Here is a 19,805-nt window from a genome sequence, read left to right as displayed (position 1 = left end):
GCGGGATTAATCGAGCCTAAGGACTGCGCGGTAACCCGACATCAACCATTGCAGCCTATGCCGGGCCCAAAGGGTCACACGGAGAACGAGAATGCTGGCGGACGTCACGATCGACGGCAGGACGGAAGCCCAATTCCGCCTCGCGATCGAGGCCATGGTGCGCGAAGGCGGCGCCGATGAGGCCGCACGCATCCTCAAGGCCGAACTCGCCTGGCTCTGCGGCGATGGCCAACCCCTGCCCGCGCACTTCCGCTCGATCGCATCCAGCGATCTCAATGTCGACGGCTGGGACCGTCTTGTCGAGCGGATCGGCGAGCTGGACAGCCCGGGCGATCCCATCACCGCCATCGGTATCGACATATGCGGCATGCAGGCAGGCCTTGGCGCCGCGCCGATGCTCGCTTTCGAAACGACCTATTACACCGATCAGGCCTGGGGCTTCTCCCATGCCGATCGCGACGGCATTTCCGCGGGCTACCAAGGCAACACCATTGCCTGGCAGGGCGCATTCGAGGACATCGACGATGCCCTGCGCGTGGAAGGGCTCGACGATCTCAATGCGGTGATCGCCGCGCTGGAGCACCACTGCCTCAGCGGCGCCTCCACGCCCGACGAGCGCCGCGCCTATGTTGTGGGCGCCTGCCATCTGGCCGTGCTGATCCATCAGGCCATGCGCGACAAGGCCCTCACCGCGGGACTGCCGCGCGCGATGGCCGTGCTGGTGGGAAGCAACGAGTCGTATCCGTGGTTCGAAGCTCCAGCCGTGACGGCTCGCGAGGGACACGTCGCCGCCGCGGCACCGCGCACCGCCTTCGGGCGCGAGCCTGCGCCGCTACGCCGCCCGCTCGATCTGAGCGCGCAGCTTGCCGCCATGCCAAGGCCGGTGTTCGATACCGAGCACGAGCCGTTCGCCGCGCCCGCCGCAGCCTCCTCTCCGGCCGCGCCTTTCGCGCCGCCGCCGCCCTTGGCCAATCCGTTTCCGCCGACAGCCGCCTTCGCAGCCTATTCCGATTCGGACGAGTCGGAAGACGTCGAACCGGAGGCCCCTGCACCGCTATTCCCGGCCGCATCGTACGTCGACGATACAGACTGGGATGTTGAGCAACCTGAAGCCGAAACCTCGGGTGCCAGCCTGCACGAATTGGAAACGCCGGAATTCGAACATTCGGAGTTCGAACCCTCCATCGAAGCTGTCCCTGCGCAGGAGCAGGACTACGCTCCGCTCGACATGGTCCGTTTCCCCGCCCAGACCGCGCCACTTGAGAACGGAGTCGAGGACGAGGAAGCCCTCCACCTGCCACCGCCCGGCATTCACGTGACCGGCACCCAGCTCCGCCGCCGCTTCGTAGATCGCGAGACCATCGCCATCGAGGAAGAGCGCCGCCCGGGTCTGCTGGAACGCCTGTTCCGCCGCCGATAGTCATTCCTGTCGAACTTCTCCGACAAAACTTGGGGCCCGGGCCAGCGGGGGAGATTGATCCCCTGCTCGGTTCGGCGTAACGCCGCTGACGCAATGATCATTCACCCTCTGATTACAAAGACGGACGAGCTCACGGCTCTGTGCGAACGCCTCGCGAAATCCGATTTCGTGACGGTCGACACCGAGTTCATGCGCGAGAACACCTATTGGCCCGAACTGTGCCTTGTGCAGATCGCCAATACGGAGGAAGCCGCCGCCGTCGATCCCAAGGCCGAAGGCCTTGATCTTTCACCGCTCCTGGACCTTCTCACCGACAATGAGGACGTGCTGAAGGTCTTCCACGCGGGCGGCCAGGACGTGGAGATCATCTACAACTTCACAGGCCGCACCCCGCACCCGATCTTCGATACGCAGATCGCGATGATGGCGATCAGCCAGTCTGAACAGATCGGCTATTCCAACCTCGTCGAATCGTGGCAGGGCCTCACCATCGACAAGGGCGCGCGTTTCACCGACTGGTCGCGCCGTCCCTTGACCGAGCGTCAGATCGAATATGCGATTGGCGACGTGACCCATCTCGCCAAGATCTTCCCCAAGATCCTCAAGCGTCTGATGAAGACAGGACGCGGTGCGTGGCTCGACCAGGAAATGGAAAAGCTCGCCGATCCGGACAACTACCGCAACGACCCGACCGAGGCGTGGAAGCGGATCAAGGCCGCTGGCCGCAATCCCACCATGCTCGGCCGCCTCAAGGCGATTGCCGAGTGGCGCGAAATCGAAGCGCAAGGCAAGAACATCCCGCGCGGCCGTATCGCCCGTGACGAAACGCTGGCCGATATCGCCAGCCACCCGCCCAAGCAGCAGGCCGACCTCGCCAAAGTGCGCGGCCTCTCGCAGGGCTGGAAGGACAATGACATCGGCAGACGCCTCATGACGACCATCGCCAAGGCCGAGCCCATGCCCGAGGACGAACTGCCCCCGCGCGCGCCGCGCGGTGCGCCGCTCGGCAAGGAAGGCGCGCTCGTTGCCGACCTTCTCAAGCTGCTGCTCAAGATCCGCTCGCGCGAGATCGACGTGGCTGCACGCCTGCTCGCCCGCAGCGAGGAACTGGAACTGCTGGCCGCCGGAGTGCGCAAGAACCTGCCAATTCTGGAAGGCTGGCGTTACGAGGTGTTCGGCCATGACGCGCTCGACCTCGTGGAAGGCAAGCTCGCCTTCGCGGTGGTGGACGGCAAGCTCAAGATGACCCGCGTCGAGGATGTACCGGCGGACGAATGAACGAAAGCCCGGCGAAAGCCGGGCTTTTTTGTGCACGCAGAGACGCGGAGGTGCAGAGGTGTCCCGCCGGGGCTCCACGCCTCCACCTGAATCTCGTTCACACCGGCGGTAACCAAGCAAACGGTTGGCGAAACAGGGCTCTTCGTGCGATAGCCCGGGCGTGACCGTCTATCAGCCCACGCTCAAACAGCTCCAGTATCTCGTCGCGCTTCACGAGCATGGCCACTTCGGCCGTGCCGCAGACGCCTGCTTCGTCTCGCAATCGACGCTTTCGGCGGGGCTGCGCGATCTTGAGGTATTGCTGGGCGTGACGCTGGTTGAACGCACCAAGCGCGCCGTGCGCTTCACGCCGCTGGGCAATGCGGTTGTTGAAAAGGCGCACCGCGTCCTGCGCGAGACAGAGGAACTCTCAGACCTCGTCCAGTCGAGCGGCAAGCCGCTCTCGGGCGAAGTGCGCATGAGCGTGATCCCGACGATCGCGCCGTTCCTACTGCCGCGCATGCTGCCCCGTCTTCGGCGCGAGCGGCCGAACCTCAAGCTTTTCCTGCGTGAGGAACCCAGTCAGGCCGCCATCGAATCGCTTCACCATGGCCGCGCGGACTGCGTGCTGCTCGCCCTGCCCTATGCCACGGGCGAGGTGGAAAAGGAGACGATCGAACTGGACGCCTTCTTCGTCGCCTTCCCGGCCGACGATCCGCGCAACCCGCCCGAGGAAGTCGGGCCCGACATCATCGACGAGAATCGCCTGCTGCTGCTGGAGGACGGGCACTGCCTGAAGGACCACGCGCTGGCGGCCTGCAACCGGCCCGAACTGCGCGCCTCGGCCACGATGATCGGCACGAGCCTGCACACGTTGGTGCAGATGGTCGACAATGGACTCGGGCTGACCATGCTGCCGGAAATGGCAATCGATGCGGGGATTCTCAACGGCACCAATGTCGTCGCCCGGCCGCTGATCTCGCCCCATGCCAACCGAGAGATTGCGCTGGTCTGGCGGAAGAATTCACCGCGTTCGGAAGAGTTCCGCCTACTGGCGGACGAACTGCGCGCGGGCTGAGCCAGCCTCTATCGGAATGAAACGATCCGACAAAAATCCCTAAACTCCGTCGTCCCCGCGAAGGCGGGGACGAGGCTTGTTCCTGAGACGTAGCGTGAAGGAAGCGGGGCCCTCGCCTTCGCGGGGGCGACGGGAATGAGTTGCGGCGTCAGATCGCCATGCCCGAGGCCCTCAGCCCCGGCGGCGCAACGTCTGTAGCGCCAGACCGACAGAAGCGATGCCAAGACCCAGCATCGTCACGCCGCTCCAGCCCCAGTTGTGCCATACTACCGTCGCAGCACCTGAACTGGCCGCGCCGGCCAGGAACATCGACGACATGTAGACCGTGTTGATGCGCGAGCGTGCCTCAGGCCGCAGAGCGAAAATGATGCTCTGGTTGGAAATCTGGCTCGCCTGAATCGCAAAATCGAGCAGCAACACGCCCACGACCAGCCCGACGATAGAGGTCCAGAAGGCGAAGACCAGCCACGAGACCAACGTCAGCGCGCTCGCCGCAACGATCACCATGTGCGGCCCGCGCCGATCGGCGATGCGCCCGGCAATCGGGGCCGCCAGCACACCTGCCGCCCCCAGAACGCCGAACAGACCCGCCACTTCCGAACCGAGACCAAAGCGCGGCTCTTGCAAATGCAGCGCCAGTATCGTCCAGAACACGCTGAACACGCCAAACTGGGTGCACTGGGTGAACGTCGCGAGGCGCAGCGCCGGAAACTCGCGCCACAGGTCCAAGAGCGAAGCGATCAGGCCGCCATAGCCCATCCCTGCGGGATGCGGACGGCTGCGCGGCAACTGCCAGGCCATCAGCCCCGCCGTGCCGAGCGCCAGCGGCACCGCCAGCCAGAACATCGCCCGCCAGCCGAACTCGGCACCGACGAAGCCCGCCAAAGTGCGGCTGAGCAGAATGCCGCAGAGCAGGCCCGCCATGACGGTCCCTACCACCACCCCGCGCTTGTCCTCGGGCGCGAGATTGGCAGCCAGCGGAACGATCTGCTGCGCTACCGAGGCCAGCAGGCCCACCACCAGCGATGCGGCGAGCACGATCGCACCGGTCGGCGCCAGCGCCACCAGCGCCAGCCCAACCGCCAGCGCAAGGCATTGCAGCACGATCAGCCGCTTGCGTTCGAGAAGGTCACCCAGCGGCACCAGCAAGAGCAGGCCTACAGCGTAGCCCAACTGGGTCGCGGTGGGCACATAGGTGATCGCCGCGCCGGGAACGTCGCGCGCCATCAGGCCCAGCATCGGCTGGCCATAATAGATATTGGCAACCGTCAGGCCGGCCGAGGCCGCCAGCGCGAAGACCATGCCTCGCCCGAAAACGCGCGGCTTCGGCTCCCGGGTACGGATCCGTGCGGCAAACGATCGACGAGAAGCGGTAATGGGACTTATCCTTGGATTACGATGTCCCCCCGGACCGCGATCCGCCCTTACGCGCGGAGACGCTTGAGCCAATCGCAACGATCACACGGCGAGTGGAGGTTTTTGCAATGCCGCGCGAATGGGGGGCTTATACGCCCCCGCCCCGCTCAATCCATGTGCTTGAGGCCGACGCGCAGATAGTCCCACCCGGTAATCAGCGTCAGCACCGCCGCCCCCCACAGCGTCGTCAGCCCGACAGTGTGGGGCACATTGATGGACAGCCCCAGCAGGTCGACGTTCCACCACGGCATCGCCGCGCCCAGAATCAACGCGCCGAGCGAGATCAGCTGGAAGGTCGTCTTCCACTTGGCAAGGCGGCTCACCGGCACGGAGACCTGAAGACCGCCAAGAAACTCCCGCAGGCCCGAGACCGCGATCTCACGCACGAGAATGATCAGCCCGGCGATGACGTGCATGTCACCCACGTAAGGCCCGGTCAGGATCCCCTGCGCGGTCAGCACCAGAATCACGGTGGCGACCATGATCTTGTCGGCAATGGGATCGAGAAACACGCCGAGTTTCGAAACCGTCCCGCTCGAACGGGCAAGATAGCCGTCGAAATAGTCGGTAATGGCCATCAGCGCATAGAGCGCGAAGGCCAGGCCGTAGCCAAACTCCCACCTTGGCCACCACAGCAGGAAGGCCAGCAGCGGCAGCGCCAGGATGCGGGAAAGCGTGAGGATATTCGGCAGAGTCAGCATCAAGACAAGGCCATAGCGGCGAAGCAGGCGTTTGAGAATGGAGGACTGCATCCAAACCCTTAAAACACGCCCTCGCGGCCTCCATCGGCCTTCTTGCGTATCCTGCAACACCCAACAAAATACCGATCAGGGGTTGTGCCACCGCCTTACACCATTAAGTGTCCCGCCAGAGAGAGCGAGGCCGCCGATTTTTCCCACGACATGACAACGACGTCCAAACTCATCCGCGCGAGGCGCTTCCTGCCTCTTTTCGTGACCCAGTTGCTTGGCGCGTTCAACGACAACCTGTTCAAGAACGCCATGGTGCTGTTCGTCGTTTACGGCGTCTACAACTCCGAGGCCGCAGAGGCACGTTTCAGCGCAATGGCATCGGGGATCTTCGTGATTCCCTTCTTCCTGCTTTCGGCACTGGCCGGGCAGCTTGCCGACATGCGCGACAAGGCGAAAATCATTCGCGTGATCAAGTTTTGCGAAATCCTGATCATGGTCGTGGGCGGAACCGGTCTGGCGCTGGCGTGGCAACACGTCGCGCTCGATACGCTGGCGATCCCGCTGATGCTGCTCGCGCTGTTCGCGATGGGCATCCATTCCACTTTCTTCGGCCCCATCAAATACGCGATCCTGCCGCAGCACTTGCGCGAGGGTGAGGTGCTTTCGGGCACTGGCCTTGTCGAGGCAGGCACTTACATTGCCGTGCTCGCGGGTACGATCGTGGCGGGCTGGATCAGCGTCAATCATGCCGCCGTCATGGTGGTGATCGTCGCGATCATCGGCTATCTCGCCGGCCGCAAGGTGCCCCCGGCGCCGCCGATGTGCGCGCCCGAGCCGCTCGATTACCACGTCGTACGCGCCTCCATCCGGCTCGTCCGCACGACGCTGAGCGACCGGCGCGTGTTCCTGGCGGTCTGCTCGATCAGCTTCTTCTGGGCGATCGGCACCGTGCTGTTCATCCAGTTCCCGCCGCTCACCAAGAACATCCTGTCCGCCAGCAAGGAAGTGGCCAGCCTGTTCCTGGTGATCTTCTCGGTGGGTGTGGCGATCGGTTCGATGGCGATCAATGCACTGCTTAAGGGCACCGTTTCCGCGCGCTGGTCGCCGCTTTCGGTGATCGGCATGGGCGTCTTCCTGATCGCTTTCCAGGAAGTCTGCGCGATCTGGCCCCGGAATGCCGGCCCCAATACCCTGATGAACGTGGGTACGTTCGTGGTCCAGCCGCTCGCTCTGCCTCTGCTGGGTTCGCTGCTGGGCATCGCCGTATGCGGCGGCATGTTCGTGGTGCCGCTCTACGCCTTCCTGACGACTTTCGTCGACAAGTCACAGACGGCGCGCACGATCGCGGCGAACAATATCGTCAATTCGGGCGCAATGGTGGTGGGCGCTCTGGTCACCGGCATGATGACCATGCTGGGCCTGCCCGTGGTCCAGCAAATGATGGTCGTGGCGATCGCCTGCGGCGCCTCGGCCTGGCTGGGCTATCTGCTGTACCGCGCCGAAGTGGCGGCGCGCACGGCCTGAAGCCTTCCAACACGCCGCGGATACGGCGTGCAGTTTCCATCTATCAGGTGATGAACACCGTGATCGCCACCAGCGACGCGCAGTAGGCCGAGAGGAAACCGCGCCAGTCGTTGCCGCTGAGGCGCCACGTCCGGCGTGCCTCGGCATTCTCGGCGGCCTCCACGTCGGCCGGGAACGGCGCCGCGAGGACATGGGGTGGGAGCGAGCGCCGGAACGGATGTCCGGCGGCCTCGCTGGAAAGGACGAGCGCTCGACGTTTCATGTTCTTCATGAGCGCGAGGTTAAGGTTTTGTTTACTCTCCGGCCAGATGCCCGAATCGGTACATCCCAAAACGGGACGGGTCCGCCACCGCCTCGCCTTTCAAACCTTTAACAACGTGAGAAAACCCTGCGAAAAGGGCCGCCCCGAGGCGGCCCTTCGCGATACCTGTGCCACTAACTGGCGCAGGCCTGACGTCTCTTTCGGGTAAGCCTCAGATCCGGTCGCCCAGTGCGCCCTTGACCTTGCCGATTCCCTGCTGGAGTTCGCCCTTCTTTTCCTGTGCCTTGCCTTCGGCCTGCTGCACAGGGTCGTTGCGTGCCTTGCCCGCAACCTGCTTGGCGTTACCGGCAATCTCATTGCCGAGGCCTTTGGCGGTGTCCTTGAGCTGACCCATGATCGTTCTCCTTGGCGGTTCGCCGCGCCATTGCGCTGCGTTCACGACAAGCAAACCGGCCGTACCGCCCCAAGGTTCCGCCCCTGCGCCGAGCCGTGCGCCGGAAACGACGCGGGGAAAGATCAGCCCTTCGCCAGCGACAGGATGTAATCCCACTCCTCAGGCGTCACCACCGCCACCGACAGGCGCGAGAACTTGACGAGTTCCGTCTCGGCCAGCTTGGGATCGGCCTTGATCTGCTTGAGCGTGACGGGACGGGCAAGCTTGCGCACCGCCTTCACCTTTACCGCCGCCCACTTGCCCTCGAGATCGCTGGGATCGGTGAGACCCGACTGGCTGATCGTGGCGATGCCGACGATCTCCTTGCCGATGTTCGAATGGTAGAAGAACGCCTCGTCCCCCACCTGCATCGCACGTAAGTTGTTGGCCGCGCGGTGGTTACGCACACCGTCCCAGGTGCCCTCGCCCTCCGCGACGAGATCGTCCCAGCTGTACGCATCCGGTTCGGACTTCAGCAGCCAGTAGCGCTTTGCCATGAATCGCCTTTCGAATTTCGATTTGGGACGGAAACTTCTATGGGGGCGGCATAGCGATTCAATCGGTGGAAACAATATCGGTGATTCGGCGTCCATTCCAGGGCCGCCGGGCCACCGCCCCCGATCCTGTTTGCCCGATTTTGTTTGGAAGACCACGATGAACCTTGCCCAGATCCCCGTCCTCAGCCTCGAATCCGACCGCGCCGAGTTCGCCGCACGCATCGGCGAGAGCTTCCGTACCTTCGGCTTCGCCATGGTCCGCGACCACGGCATCGATCAGGCCCTGATCGACCACGCCTGGGAACTCACCGCGCAATTCTTCGCCCTGCCCGACGCGGTAAAACGCCAGTACTTCATCGCCGGTCAGGGCGGCGCGCGCGGCTACACGCCGTTCCGCACCGAGGTCGCCAAGGGCGCGACCGAGAAAGACCTCAAGGAATTCTGGCACGTCGGCCGCGACCTGCCCGCCGGTTCCCCGCTCGCCGCCTCGATGCCGCCCAATGTCTGGCCCAGCGAGATCGAAGGCTTCAAGGAAACCTTCACCGAACTCTACGCCCAGTTCGACAAGGCGGGCGCCGAGATCCTTTCCGCCATCGCGGTCGATCTCGGCCTCCACGCGCGCTGGTTCGATCCGGCCATCGAGGACGGCAATTCGGTCATGCGCCTGCTGCATTACCCGCCCGTCGGCGAAGGTGCCGGCGGCGCCATCCGCGCCGGCGCTCATGAGGATATCAACCTCATCACCCTGCTGCTCGGCGCGCAGGAAGCCGGGCTCGAACTGCTCGGCAAGAACGGTGAATGGCTGACGGTCGCCCCGCCGGAAGGCGCCGTGGTCGTCAACATCGGCGACATGCTGCAACGCCTGACCAACCACGTCCTGCCCTCGACCACGCACCGCGTGCGCAATCCGGAAGGCGAGCGCGCTGCCCACAGCCGCTATTCGATGCCGTTCTTCCTGCATCTTCGCAGCGACTTCCCGTTCAGGACGCTGGAACAGTGCATCTCGGCGGAAAACCCGGATCGCTACCCGGAGAGCATCACCGCCGACGACTATCTTCAGGAACGTCTGCGCGAAATCGGCCTCAAGGCCTGATTGTACGCACGTTTTTGCGAAATTCCGAACCCGGCGCGACAGTCTTTAAGACTTTAGTCTGATCGCGCCGGGTTGAAAAACTTAACCAAAATTTCAGCCCCCCCGTCTATTTCCCACTCAAGGGTTGCCGTTCTGGGGGGACTTATCCCGTGAAGATTGCTTTGGTCGCACAGTCGGAGAATTCCGGCGATGAATTCGATGGCGACCGCCAGATCGACATCATTGCGCTTGGCATCGTCACCGCCGCGATTCTTCTTTTCATCGCCACCGGCAGCGAAGTCGGCCCGGACGTGGTCCGGTCTCTGCTCGGGCACGGCCCCGGGCCGGACAACTTCATCCTCAACGCCTTCCTGCTGAACGTCGCGATCATCATCTTCGGCTGGAGCCGCTATCGCCAGCTCTGCGAGGAAATCCAGCTGCGCAAGAAGGCCGAGCATCAGGCCCGCCGCCTTGCCGAGACCGATCCGCTGACGGGCTTCCTCAATCGCCGCAGCTTCAACGACGCGGTCAACATGATGATCCACGACGCCGCCGCGAGCAACGACCGCGCCGTCACGCTGATCATGATCGACCTCGACAACTTCAAGCAGGTCAACGATTTCAACGGCCACAACACTGGCGACCGGCTGCTTCAGGAATGCGCCAAGCGCATCACCGCCTGCCTGCCCTCGCAATCGCTGGTCAGCCGCATCGGCGGCGACGAGTTCGCGGTTGCGGTCGAATTCGATCGCGGCCGTCCTGACCGGATCGACGGCATCGCCGCCTCACTCGTGGAAGCCATCGCCCAAAGCGCGACGATCAACACCATCAGCATCGAGGTCACGGCCTCGATCGGCCTCGCCCGCAGCGACAGCCACGCCAAGGGCGGCACGCCGCCCGATGCCCGCGCGCTGCTCGAAATGGCCGACATCGCGATGTACCATTCCAAGCGTCAGGGCCGGAACAGCTACTTCTGGTTCGAAGCGCCGATGGCCGACGAGATGCGCTTCCGCAACGAGCTGGAATACGGCATCCGCAAGGGCGTTGCGCGCGGCGAATTCGTGCCGTTCTACGAACAGCAGATCGACCTCCAGACCGGCGGACTGACCGGTTTCGAGATGCTCGCCCGCTGGGATTCGCCCCAATTCGGCATCGTCTCACCCGATATCTTCATCCCGATTGCAGAGGAAATCGGCGTCATTGCCGAGCTTTCGGAAAGCGTGATCACCCAGGCCCTTGAAGATGCCAAGGCCTGGGATCCGGCGCTGACGCTGGCGGTGAACATCTCACCGCTCCAGCTGCGCGATCCGTGGTTCGCCCAGAAGCTGCTCAAGATCCTGCTGGCCGCCAATTTCCCGCCGCACCGGCTGGAGATCGAGATCACCGAATCGTGCCTGCACCAGAACATGGCGCAAGTTCGCTCGCTGATCACCAGCCTCAAGAACCAGGGCATCACGATCAGCCTGGACGATTTCGGCACCGGCTACAGCTCGCTTGCGCAGCTGCGCAGCCTGCCGTTCGACCGGATCAAGATCGACCGCTCGTTCGTCTCCAGCATTGCCGAGAACAAGGACAGCGCCGCCATCGTCCACGCCATCGCCATGCTCGGCAAGGGCATGGACCTGCCGATCACCGCCGAGGGGATCGAGACCGGCGACGTGCTGGAACAGCTGCTCAAGTACGACAAGATCAAAGGTCAGGGCTATCTTTACGGCCGCCCGCGCCCGGCTGGCGAACTGGCCGAGTGGCTGGGCAGGATCGGCCTTGTCGCCAACAGCGAAGTGGCACAGGAGATGCTTTCGGTGACGCAGGGGCTTGGCATGCCTGCAAGCCAGGAGCCCGGCGCGCACAAGGCAGGCCTCGGGTAAAACCAAATCGTCATCGAACGCGACACTCTATAAGTCCCGTCGCCCCCGCGCAGGCGGGGGGCCCGCTTCCTTCTGCCGACCTCGCAAGAACAAGCGGGGGCCCCGCCTTCGCGGGGACGACGAGGCTTAAAGTCCGAGCTGGCGTACGGTGCTCCAGGTTGCTGAGCGCTATCCCCCATCCGCATCCCACTGGACCTCGACGCGCGGAGCGCATACATCGCGCCCATGCGGATCGAATTCACCAAGATGCACGGACTCGGCAACGATTTCGTCGTGCTGGATGGCCGGACGGGCGCGCTCCCGCCGGTCGACACGACGCTCGCGGCCGCGCTGGCTGACCGTCACACCGGCATCGGCTGCGACCAGTTGATCGTGCTCGCCCCCTCCGACAGGGGCGATTTCCGCATGCGCATCTTCAATGCCGACGGCAGCGAGGTCGAAGCCTGCGGCAACGCCACACGGGCGGTGGGCCTGCTCAACGGCCGCCCTGCCCGCATCGAAACGCTGGGCGGCATGGTATCGACCACCCCCACCGACAACGGTATCTCGGTCGAGATGGGCAAGCCGCGCTTCGGCTGGCAGGAGATCCCGCTCGGCTACGCGATGGACACATACAAGATGCCTGTCGCCTGGGAGGAACTGGTCGCGCCCATCGCTGTCAATGTCGGCAATCCGCACGCGATCTTCTTCGTCGAGGATCCCTACAAGATCGACATGGCCCGCCTTGGCCCGCTGGTCGAGAACGACCCGCTGTTCCCCGAACGCATCAACGTCAACGTCGCCGCCGTCACCGCGCGCGATGCGATCACCCTGCGCGTCTGGGAGCGCGGGGCCGGTCTGACCCGTGCCTGCGGCACCGGCGCCTGTGCAACCGCCGTGGGCGCGATGCGGCGCGGGCTGGTCGACCGCAAGGTCACCGTCACCCTCCCCGGCGGCCCGCTGGTGATCGAATGGCGTGAGGACGACGAGATCGTGATGACCGGCCCGGCGACCGAATCGTTCCGTGGTTCGTTCGATCTGGCCGACTATGGCGTCATCCCGGGCAAGGTCGAAGCTTGACCCTCGAAGTCCACTCACTCGGCTGCCGCCTCAATATCTCCGAAAGCGAAACACTGCGCGGCCTGCTGGGCGGCGCAGAAGACCTTGTCGTCGTCAATTCCTGTGCCGTCACGGCCGAAGCCGTGCGCCAGACCCGGCAGGCGATCCGGCGCGCTCGCAAGGCCCGGCCTGAGGCCCGCCTGATCGTCACCGGCTGTGCCGCCGAAGTCGAGCGCGCGATGCTCGCCGCGATGCCCGAGGTCGACGGGATCGTCGCCAATACCGCCAAGCTCGACCCGCGCGCCTGGAACGTGCCACCCGCGCCGAAACCACGCGAAGAGCGCGCCTATACGCGCGGCTTCGTGCAAGTGCAGAACGGCTGCGACCACGCCTGCACGTTCTGCGTGATCCCGCAAGGACGCGGCCCCAGCCGCTCGCGCACGGTTGCCGAAGTGCTGGAGGACATCGTAGTCCACACCGCGCGCGGCGTGCAGGAAATCGTTCTCACCGGCGTCGATCTCACATCGTGGGGCGGCGATCTGGACGGTTCACCCCGTCTCGGCACGTTGTGCGAGGCGATCCTCGCCCGCTTCCCCGGCCTGCCCCGCCTGCGCCTCTCATCCATCGACGGGGCGGAAGTGGACGAGGCACTGTTTGAGCTGCTCTGCGGCGAGGCGCGTGTCATGCCGCATGTCCACCTCTCGCTCCAGCATGGCGACGACCTGGTCCTCAAGCGCATGAAGCGTCGCCACAGCCGCGCCGATGCCGTGCGGTTGGCGACCGGCCTCAAGGGCCGTCGCCCGGACATCGCCATCGGTGCCGACCTCATCGCCGGTTTCCCGACCGAGAGCGAGGGCGCCCATGCGGCCAACCTTTCGATCATCGAGGAACTGGACGTGGTCCACGGCCACGTCTTCCCCTACTCTCCGCGCCCGGGTACGCCCGCCGCGCGGATGCCCCAGATTGATGGCGACACGATCCGCCGCCGCGCCGCACAGCTACGCGAAACAATTGCCGGCACGCGTGCCCGGTGGCTTGCCGGGCTCGTCGGCCAGCCGCTATCGGTGCTTGCCGAAAGAGGCGGCACCGGCCATGCGCAGAACTACGCGAAAGTCCGCGTGCCCGAGTCTACCCCGGCCGGCACGCTGGTCCGCGTCACGCCCGCAAGGGTAGTCGAAGGAATATTGGAAGCATGAGTACCGACGGCCAGCAGGCTGAACGCGACTGGTCCGACCGCCTCTTCGGAGGCTTCCGCAAGACCACCGAGCGCCTGACCGAGAACCTGTCCGGCATCGTCGGCAAGACCACGCTGGACGATGCGCAGCTCGACGACATTGAGGACGCGCTCATCATGTCGGACCTCGGCCCGCGTGCAGCGGCCCGCATTCGCGCGCGCCTTGCCGATGAACGCTTCGAGCGCGATGCCGACGAGCGCGCGATCATGGAAGTGGTAGCGCGCGAGATCGCGGAAATACTGCGCCCGGTCGCCAAGCCGCTGGACGTGGTGGCCTTCCCGCGCCCGCAAGTGATCCTCGTGATCGGCGTGAATGGGTCGGGCAAGACCACCACGATCGCCAAGCTGGCCCATCTGTTCCAGGAGCAGGACTATTCCGTCATGCTTGCCGCTGGTGACACGTTCCGTGCGGCTGCCATCGGCCAGCTCGGCGTCTGGGCGGATCGTTTGGGCATTCCCGTCATCAAGGGCCCCGAAGGCGGCGACCCGGCCTCGATCGTGTTTGACGCGGTCAAGGCCGCCACCGAACAGGGCATCGACGCCCTGATCGTCGACACCGCCGGCCGCCTTCAGAACAAGCGCGAGCTGATGGACGAACTGGCCAAGATCCGCCGCGTGCTCGGCCGCCTCAATCCCGAGGCGCCGCATGATGTGGTGCTGGTGCTCGATGCCACCAACGGCCAGAACGCGCTCTCGCAGATCGAGATCTTCAAGGAAGTGGCGGGCGTTTCCGGCCTCATCATGACCAAGCTGGACGGCACCGCGCGCGGCGGCGTGCTGGTAGCTGCAGCCGAACAGTATAGGCTGCCCATCCACGCCATCGGCGTGGGCGAGAAGATCGACGACCTTCGTCCCTTCAACCCGGACCTGCTGGCCCGCGTCATTGCGGGGATCGCGTGATGAACACTGAAACACAGGCTCCCGCAAAGCCGAAGTCGAGCTGGGTAAACCTTGTCGTCGATTTCGGGCCGCTGCTCGTCTTCTTCCTCGCCTACGAGCACTTCTCGCCGCCGGGGGACGCCGGGCCGCTGGCAACCGTTACGGCCGTGATCAAGGGCACCGTCGCCTTCATGGTGGCGACCGTCTTCGCGCTAGGGATCTCCAAGTGGCGGCTTGGCCACGTCTCGCCGATGCTCTGGCTGACGACGGTGCTGGTTCTGGGCTTCGGCGCGCTGACCGTGGTGTTCCACGACGCCTTCTGGATCCAGATCAAGCCCACCGCCGTCTACCTGATGTTCGCGGGCATGCTGTTCTACGGCCTGTGGCAGGGCAAACCTATGCTCAAGTACCTGCTCCAGTCCGCCTTCGAGGGGCTGGACGAGGAAGGTTGGTTCAAGCTTTCGCGCAACTGGGCATGGTTCTTCCTGTTCCTTGCCGCTCTCAACACCCTGCTGGTCTACACCGTGAGCTTCAATGCATGGCTTCAGGCCAAGATCTGGGGCTTCACCGTGCTGTCCTTCGTGTTCACCTTCTCGCAGCTTCCGATGGTCCTGAAGCACGGCATGGGTCAGGACGCGAAGGAAGAGCTGATCGAGAACCCACCGCACGATTGAGCGGCATCGAACCCGGCTGCGGGGCAGCCGGGATTTTTCCGTGACAGCCGATGCTTGTGCGGCCCGCTAATCCGCGGAGAAATCGGCAAGGTCGTCGGCGCCGCCGTCAACCGGCATCACGAATTTCATCCGCTCGACACAACCGCTGGCACCTTGCGGCGAAGGCTCGAATTTCGCTGTCTCAAGGTTCCGGGCGGCCTCATCGCCGAACTGCTCCGATGGTTGCGCGGCCAGCACGGTTACGTTGCCCACCACCCCCCAAGGCGCGATATCGTAGCGAACGATCGCCCACCCCTCGATCCGGCGGCGGCTATAGGCTCCGGGATATCGTTTGACCGGCGGCGTTGCCCACTTCCGGTCCGCCGGGCATGCCGTCCCGGATACGAGGGAAGCGGACTTGTCAGGCATGGCAGGTGCAGCCAACTGCTCCGGCATCCGCCAGTAAGGATACGTGCACCCCGTCCTTGCCCCGCCCGAAAAGCGCGAATCGCTTATCGCCTTGACCGCCGCATCCTCAAGCGCCGCATTCCCGTTGCTCTGAAACAGACGGACGTGGATCGGCTTGCCCTCGGCATTGGTGTCATATGCGATAGCGGCCCAGTCCTTCACACCCGGTGCTCCGGCGATATGCCGGAAATCGGGAAATGCCCGAAGCAGCGGCTGTGGTCGCGGCAATTGCCCGCAGGTTCCCTCCAGCCGGATACGCGCCCAGCCCTCTGGCGGTAGCGCTCCGACGATCGGCGAGATCGTGTAGGAAACGAGATCGGCGACGGACGCGGAAGCCACGGGCTGCGCGCTGGCCATATACGTGATCGAGCAGCCCTGCCGCGCCGTGGCCGGGAATTTGCTGGCGGCAAGCGCCGGGCCGAAATCTCCGAGCGCGTGCTTGTCCTTGATCGAAACCGCGCGTCCCGCCGAATCGATGTCGAATTGCAGGGTCACTGGAGACGGAGCGGAAGGCGGGGTGACACGCTCTCCCCAGGCCAGATCGTTCAGCGGCCTGCGCATGGCACCGCCCGTCACTGTCACACCGCCTTCGCAACGGACCGGACCAGGCATCCAGGTCACCAAAATGCGTCTGGAACCGGAGGATGCGTCGATTACCGGCGCGAGAGGCGTCGCCTGAGCCAACGAGGTGGCCCCGGCCAGGCTCAACACCAGCGCAGACGACAACCAACCCCGAACCGCCATGCCTGCCTCTCCAATCGTATCAGCGGCAAGCTAACACGCCAGAAAGACAGGACAATGTCGAACCGTTCGGCTTTGGCGGCGACTCAGATCTCGAGCTGGCTGCCCAGTTCGACCACGCGGTTGGTTGGCAGGCGGAAGAACTCCATGGCGCTGGCGGCATTGCGCATCATCCACGCGAACAGCTTCTCGCGCCAGATTGCCATGCCCGGCTTGGCCGAGGGAACCAGCGTCTGGCGGGAGAGGAAGAAGCTGGTCTTCATCATCTCGAATGGGCCGCCGCAGACCTCGTAGTGGGCCAGAGCGGCAGGCACGTCGGTCTCCTCCATGAAGCCGTAGCGCAGCGTCATGCGGTAGAAACCCTGCCCCAGATCGGTCATCGAATAGCGCTCGGCCGGCTCCACGTAGGGCACGTCCTGCACTTCGACGGTCAGCACAACCACGCGTTCATGCAACACCTTGTTGTGCTTGATGTTGTGGAGCAGCGCGGAAGGCACGCCCGCATTGGTGGAGGCCATGAAGATCGCCGTGCCTGGCACGCGCGCGGCCGAGCCGTGCGCGCTCTTGGCGAAGACATTGAGCGGCAGAGCGGCTTCCGTCATGCGCTCGCGCATGAGGCGGCGACCCTTGTTCCACGTCGTCAGCAGGGTGAAGGCGATGCCGCCGATCATCAGCGGGAACCAGCCGCCGTCCTTGATCTTGGTGGCATTGGCCGCGAAATAGGCGCCGTCGACCACGAAGAAGGTGACGATCACCGGAATCGCCTGCCACAGCTTCCAGCGCCAGATCACGATCAGCAGCACGGTCATCAGGCAGGTGTCGATCAGCATCGCCCCGGTCACCGCGATACCGTAGGCCGAAGCGAGGTTCGACGAGTTCTGGAATACCAGAACCAGCACGATCACGCCGGTCATCAGCGCCCAGTTGACGAAGGGGATATAGATCTGGCCGACTTCGTGCTCGCTGGTGTGGCGGGTCGAAAGGCGCGGGATGAAGCCCAGCTGCATCGCCTGATGGGTGATCGAGAACGCGCCGGAAATCACGGCCTGGCTGGCAATGAACGTGGCGCAGGTCGCCAGAATCACCAACGGCAGGCGCAGGTTCTCAGGCGCGAGGTGGAAGAACGGATTCTCCATCGCCTCGGCCGCAGCCGCGTCGTTGAGGCCAAGGATCATCGCCGCCTGGCCGAAATAGTTGATCAGCAGGCACGGCATCACGAACCCGAACCACGAAAGACGCAGAGGGCCGCGTCCGAAGTGGCCCATGTCCGAATAGAGTGCCTCCGCGCCGGTCACGGCCAGCACGACCGAGCCGAGCGCCAGGAAGCCGAGCATCTTGTCGGTCAGGAAGAACTGGATCGCGTACCACGGGTTCAGCGCCACCAGCACGTGGGGCATCTGCACGAGGTGGTAGACCCCGAGCACGGCCAGCACCGTGAAATAGACCACCATCACCGGCGCAAACAGCGCGCCGACTTTGGCCGTGCCGCTCTTCTGGATCACGAACAGCGCGACCAGCAGAACCAGCGCAATCGGCAGAACGAGCGGCGACAGGCGCGATTCGACGACCGTGAGACCCTCGACCGCAGAAAGCACCGAAACCGCCGGCGTAATCATCGAATCGCCGTAGAACAGCGATGTCGCGAAGACCCCCAGCAGGACCACCAGCGGACCGTAGCGCGACTTGCGGATCGCGCCCGAGATCAGCGCAACGAGTGCGAGGCTGCCGCCCTGCCCCTTGTTGTCCGCCCGCATCAGGATGCCAACGTACTGGACCGAGACGACCAGCGTCATCGACCAGAAGATCAGGCTGACGACGCCGAGGATGTGGAGTTCGTCGATCGCCAGCGGATGCGGGCCGACGAAAGTTTCGCGAAAAGCATAGATCGGGCTGGTACCGATGTCGCCGAAAACGACCCCGACCGCGCCGAGCGCCAGCTTGGAGAGATTGCCGGAACCATGTCCGCCGACCGGTGTTCTCCGGCCCGTAGCCGGATCGATCACTGTCGGGACGTCAGCGGTATCCGAACTTGCATCACTCATTGCAGCGCCCCGTAATGGCCTTGTCGGATCATGATTTCACGTCGCGACAAGGGCCCGCCGTTAGCAGCATGCCCGGAGCCAAGCAACGATACTTAGCGGGTCGTTCACCGTGGCGACGGTGCCGACGCGGAATCGGCGGCGCCGACCGGCGGACGGGCCGGAGAACCGTTCTGCGCGGCGATAAACGCGTCGAGCCGGATCAGTTGCTGTTCCAGTACGGGACGCCATTTGGCCTCCTTCGGAGCCCGGGCCAGCAAGTCTGCCCACATCGCACGGCCTTCGCCAAGGCGACCGGACTGCGCCAGCGCAAGGCCGAGGAAGAACGGCGGCCCGGCAGCATCGGGATCGGCCTGCCCGGCCCGGCGATAGGCGTAGAGCGAGGCCGGAGTAAGCTGCCCCTCGGCATGGGCGACCAGCGCGTTGCCCAGCGAAAGCCACGCTTCCGAGCGGCGTTCGCGCGTGTCGGGATCATTCGCCGGCGGCCCCGGCGGATCGTTGCCGATCGCCCCGCGCAGCACTTCGGCGGCATCGCCATATTCACCGTGGCGGGCCAGCCCGTCGGCGATCACCACCCAGCGATCGCTCGGCGGCAAGCCGCTGGAACTGAACGTGGCGCGCGCCTCTGCGAAGAACGCGCCCATATCCCCCGAGCGCCCTTCTGCACCGTCCTTGGGCGCGCCGGGCTGGGCGGGCGTGCCCTGCGCGGCATAGCCGGCAATGCCCAGCGCCAGCGCCGCAGCAATCGCCTCACGGCCGCCACGGGGTGCTTTGAACACAAAGACAACAAGCAGGAAGGCGGCGACCGCCAGCAGGATGACGAAAACCCAGGTCATGCCTGTCCTCCCCGACGGAAACGTCCGCGCAGCAGCAAGGCGGCCAGTGCCAGCAGCGCCAGCGGCACGGCGAAAAGCGGCCATGTCAGCGCGGTCACACGCGGTGCGTAGCTCACATAGTCGCCGTAACGCTCGACCAGCCACGCACGAATCGCCTCAGGGTCCTCGCCCGCCGCAATGCGCTCACGCACGAGGCTGCGCATGGAACCGGCGATCGGTGCATCCGAATCGGCAATCGACTGGCCCTGACACTGAAGGCAGCGCAGCGTCTCCATCAGCGCTTCGGCCTTCTGCTCCTTGGCCGGATCGTCGAGCTGGCGATAGGCATAGGGCGCGGTGGACTGTTCTTCCTGCGCCAGCGCAGGTGCCAAAGCCCAGAGGCCGAGCATGGCCAGACA

The 19,805-nt window shown here is 64.7% G+C and carries 19 protein-coding genes; 10 read left to right on the top strand and 9 right to left on the bottom strand.

All coding sequences use genetic code 11. The features are described from left to right. The first annotated feature begins 91 nt into the window (after nt 1–91). The 3 genes from AC1VVK_RS16025 (at nt 92) to AC1VVK_RS16015 (ending at nt 3,755) form a co-directional block, all read left to right on the top strand. On the top strand, nt 92–1,420 hold the full coding sequence (locus AC1VVK_RS16025; protein WP_482903736.1) for a hypothetical protein: 1,329 nt from the start codon (nt 92–94) through the stop codon (nt 1,418–1,420). Nucleotides 1,421–1,513: 93 nt separating this feature from the next. Continuing rightward, nucleotides 1,514–2,698: a ribonuclease D gene (gene rnd / locus AC1VVK_RS16020; protein WP_132384966.1), complete on the top strand. Its 1,185-nt coding sequence runs from the start codon at nt 1,514–1,516 to the stop codon at nt 2,696–2,698. Between the two features lie 160 nt (nt 2,699–2,858). Further along, nucleotides 2,859–3,755: a hydrogen peroxide-inducible genes activator gene (locus AC1VVK_RS16015; RefSeq protein WP_132384965.1), complete on the top strand. Its 897-nt coding sequence runs from the start codon at nt 2,859–2,861 to the stop codon at nt 3,753–3,755. A 171-nt stretch (nt 3,756–3,926) separates the two neighbouring features. Here AC1VVK_RS16015 and AC1VVK_RS16010 read toward each other — a convergent pair whose 3' ends face one another. Both AC1VVK_RS16010 and pgsA read right to left on the bottom strand, forming a co-directional pair. Then, complete coding sequence (locus AC1VVK_RS16010) at nt 3,927–5,057, bottom strand: MFS transporter (protein ID WP_482903735.1); 1,131 nt, start codon at nt 5,055–5,057, stop codon at nt 3,927–3,929. A 221-nt stretch (nt 5,058–5,278) separates the two neighbouring features. Continuing rightward, a complete protein-coding gene (gene pgsA, locus AC1VVK_RS16005; RefSeq protein ID WP_132385728.1) occupies nt 5,279–5,872 on the bottom strand; it encodes a CDP-diacylglycerol--glycerol-3-phosphate 3-phosphatidyltransferase in 594 nt (197 codons plus the stop codon). A gap of 201 nt (nt 5,873–6,073) precedes the next feature. Here pgsA and AC1VVK_RS16000 point away from each other — a divergent pair, with 201 nt between their 5' ends. Beyond that, complete coding sequence (locus AC1VVK_RS16000; RefSeq protein WP_132384963.1) at nt 6,074–7,387, top strand: MFS transporter; 1,314 nt, start codon at nt 6,074–6,076, stop codon at nt 7,385–7,387. Nucleotides 7,388–7,430: 43 nt separating this feature from the next. On the opposite strand, the gene AC1VVK_RS15995 is transcribed toward AC1VVK_RS16000, so the two are convergent. The 3 genes from AC1VVK_RS15995 to AC1VVK_RS15985 all read right to left on the bottom strand — a co-directional run bounded on the left by AC1VVK_RS15995 (nt 7,431) and on the right by AC1VVK_RS15985 (nt 8,579). Continuing rightward, nucleotides 7,431–7,649 (bottom strand): hypothetical protein, encoded by a 219-nt coding sequence (locus tag AC1VVK_RS15995; RefSeq protein WP_243652323.1) that lies wholly within the window; start codon nt 7,647–7,649, stop codon nt 7,431–7,433. Nucleotides 7,650–7,860: 211 nt separating this feature from the next. Beyond that, entirely contained in the window at nt 7,861–8,043 is a 183-nt protein-coding gene (locus tag AC1VVK_RS15990; protein ID WP_132384961.1) for a CsbD family protein, read from the bottom strand. A 122-nt stretch (nt 8,044–8,165) separates the two neighbouring features. Beyond that, nucleotides 8,166–8,579 (bottom strand): EVE domain-containing protein, encoded by a 414-nt coding sequence (locus AC1VVK_RS15985; protein WP_482903734.1) that lies wholly within the window; start codon nt 8,577–8,579, stop codon nt 8,166–8,168. A gap of 157 nt (nt 8,580–8,736) precedes the next feature. Between AC1VVK_RS15985 and AC1VVK_RS15980 the strand changes: the two genes are divergently transcribed. The 6 genes from AC1VVK_RS15980 (at nt 8,737) to AC1VVK_RS15955 (ending at nt 15,344) form a co-directional block, all read left to right on the top strand. Then, nucleotides 8,737–9,672: an isopenicillin N synthase family dioxygenase gene (locus AC1VVK_RS15980; protein WP_482903733.1), complete on the top strand. Its 936-nt coding sequence runs from the start codon at nt 8,737–8,739 to the stop codon at nt 9,670–9,672. A 149-nt stretch (nt 9,673–9,821) separates the two neighbouring features. Beyond that, a complete protein-coding gene (locus AC1VVK_RS15975; protein WP_482903732.1) occupies nt 9,822–11,519 on the top strand; it encodes a putative bifunctional diguanylate cyclase/phosphodiesterase in 1,698 nt (565 codons plus the stop codon). A gap of 225 nt (nt 11,520–11,744) precedes the next feature. After that, nucleotides 11,745–12,578 (top strand): diaminopimelate epimerase, encoded by an 834-nt coding sequence (dapF, locus tag AC1VVK_RS15970; RefSeq protein WP_482903731.1) that lies wholly within the window; start codon nt 11,745–11,747, stop codon nt 12,576–12,578. Beyond that, complete coding sequence (locus tag AC1VVK_RS15965) at nt 12,575–13,753, top strand: MiaB/RimO family radical SAM methylthiotransferase (protein WP_482903730.1); 1,179 nt, start codon at nt 12,575–12,577, stop codon at nt 13,751–13,753. The genes dapF and AC1VVK_RS15965 overlap by 4 nt, the downstream gene beginning before the upstream one ends. Next, on the top strand, nt 13,750–14,691 hold the full coding sequence (ftsY, locus tag AC1VVK_RS15960; protein WP_482903729.1) for a signal recognition particle-docking protein FtsY: 942 nt from the start codon (nt 13,750–13,752) through the stop codon (nt 14,689–14,691). Before AC1VVK_RS15965 ends, ftsY begins: the two co-directional genes overlap by 4 nt. Beyond that, complete coding sequence (locus tag AC1VVK_RS15955; RefSeq protein ID WP_132384955.1) at nt 14,691–15,344, top strand: inner membrane-spanning protein YciB; 654 nt, start codon at nt 14,691–14,693, stop codon at nt 15,342–15,344. The genes ftsY and AC1VVK_RS15955 overlap by 1 nt, the downstream gene beginning before the upstream one ends. Nucleotides 15,345–15,410: 66 nt before the next feature. On the opposite strand, the gene AC1VVK_RS15950 is transcribed toward AC1VVK_RS15955, so the two are convergent. From AC1VVK_RS15950 to AC1VVK_RS15935, 4 genes are all read right to left on the bottom strand, one after another. Then, nucleotides 15,411–16,535, bottom strand: coding sequence for a TonB family protein (locus tag AC1VVK_RS15950; protein WP_482903728.1), 1,125 nt, complete (start codon nt 16,533–16,535; stop codon nt 15,411–15,413). Nucleotides 16,536–16,618: 83 nt separating this feature from the next. Then, nucleotides 16,619–18,574, bottom strand: coding sequence for a potassium transporter Kup (locus tag AC1VVK_RS15945; RefSeq protein ID WP_132384953.1), 1,956 nt, complete (start codon nt 18,572–18,574; stop codon nt 16,619–16,621). A gap of 104 nt (nt 18,575–18,678) precedes the next feature. Beyond that, on the bottom strand, nt 18,679–19,407 hold the full coding sequence (locus AC1VVK_RS15940) for a tetratricopeptide repeat protein (protein ID WP_482903727.1): 729 nt from the start codon (nt 19,405–19,407) through the stop codon (nt 18,679–18,681). Further along, the gene (locus AC1VVK_RS15935) at nt 19,404–19,796 is read right to left on the bottom strand and encodes a cytochrome c-type biogenesis protein (RefSeq protein WP_482905185.1); all 393 of its coding nucleotides are present in this window, start codon (nt 19,794–19,796) and stop codon (nt 19,404–19,406) included. The genes AC1VVK_RS15940 and AC1VVK_RS15935 overlap by 4 nt, the downstream gene beginning before the upstream one ends. Nucleotides 19,797–19,805: the final 9 nt, after the last annotated feature.

The organism is Novosphingobium sp. BL-S-32, from assembly GCF_056857055.1.
Note: the sequence above shows the minus strand (reverse complement) of the source record. Positions and strands in the feature narration are given on the sequence as shown.

Bases quoted from the DNA above. Each gene is read 5' to 3' on its own strand.
- AC1VVK_RS15995 (WP_243652323.1), bottom strand. From the start codon at position 7,649: ATGAAACGTCGAGCGCTCGTCCTTTCCAGCGAGGCCGCCGGACATCCG.
- AC1VVK_RS15935 (WP_482905185.1), bottom strand. From the start codon at position 19,796: ATGCTCGGCCTCTGGGCTTTGGCACCTGCGCTGGCGCAGGAAGAACAG.
- AC1VVK_RS15985 (WP_482903734.1), bottom strand. From the start codon at position 8,579: ATGGCAAAGCGCTACTGGCTGCTGAAGTCCGAACCGGATGCGTACAGC.
- AC1VVK_RS16010 (WP_482903735.1), bottom strand. From the start codon at position 5,057: ATGGTCTTCGCGCTGGCGGCCTCGGCCGGCCTGACGGTTGCCAATATC.
- AC1VVK_RS16000 (WP_132384963.1), top strand. From the start codon at position 6,074: ATGACAACGACGTCCAAACTCATCCGCGCGAGGCGCTTCCTGCCTCTT.
- pgsA (WP_132385728.1), bottom strand. From the start codon at position 5,872: ATGCTGACTCTGCCGAATATCCTCACGCTTTCCCGCATCCTGGCGCTG.
- rnd (WP_132384966.1), top strand. From the start codon at position 1,514: ATGATCATTCACCCTCTGATTACAAAGACGGACGAGCTCACGGCTCTG.
- AC1VVK_RS15990 (WP_132384961.1), bottom strand. From the start codon at position 8,043: ATGGGTCAGCTCAAGGACACCGCCAAAGGCCTCGGCAATGAGATTGCC.
- dapF (WP_482903731.1), top strand. From the start codon at position 11,745: ATGCGGATCGAATTCACCAAGATGCACGGACTCGGCAACGATTTCGTC.
- AC1VVK_RS16025 (WP_482903736.1), top strand. From the start codon at position 92: ATGCTGGCGGACGTCACGATCGACGGCAGGACGGAAGCCCAATTCCGC.
- AC1VVK_RS15980 (WP_482903733.1), top strand. From the start codon at position 8,737: ATGAACCTTGCCCAGATCCCCGTCCTCAGCCTCGAATCCGACCGCGCC.
- ftsY (WP_482903729.1), top strand. From the start codon at position 13,750: ATGAGTACCGACGGCCAGCAGGCTGAACGCGACTGGTCCGACCGCCTC.
- AC1VVK_RS15945 (WP_132384953.1), bottom strand. From the start codon at position 18,574: ATGAGTGATGCAAGTTCGGATACCGCTGACGTCCCGACAGTGATCGAT.
- AC1VVK_RS15955 (WP_132384955.1), top strand. From the start codon at position 14,691: ATGAACACTGAAACACAGGCTCCCGCAAAGCCGAAGTCGAGCTGGGTA.
- AC1VVK_RS15940 (WP_482903727.1), bottom strand. From the start codon at position 19,407: ATGACCTGGGTTTTCGTCATCCTGCTGGCGGTCGCCGCCTTCCTGCTT.
- AC1VVK_RS15950 (WP_482903728.1), bottom strand. From the start codon at position 16,535: ATGGCGGTTCGGGGTTGGTTGTCGTCTGCGCTGGTGTTGAGCCTGGCC.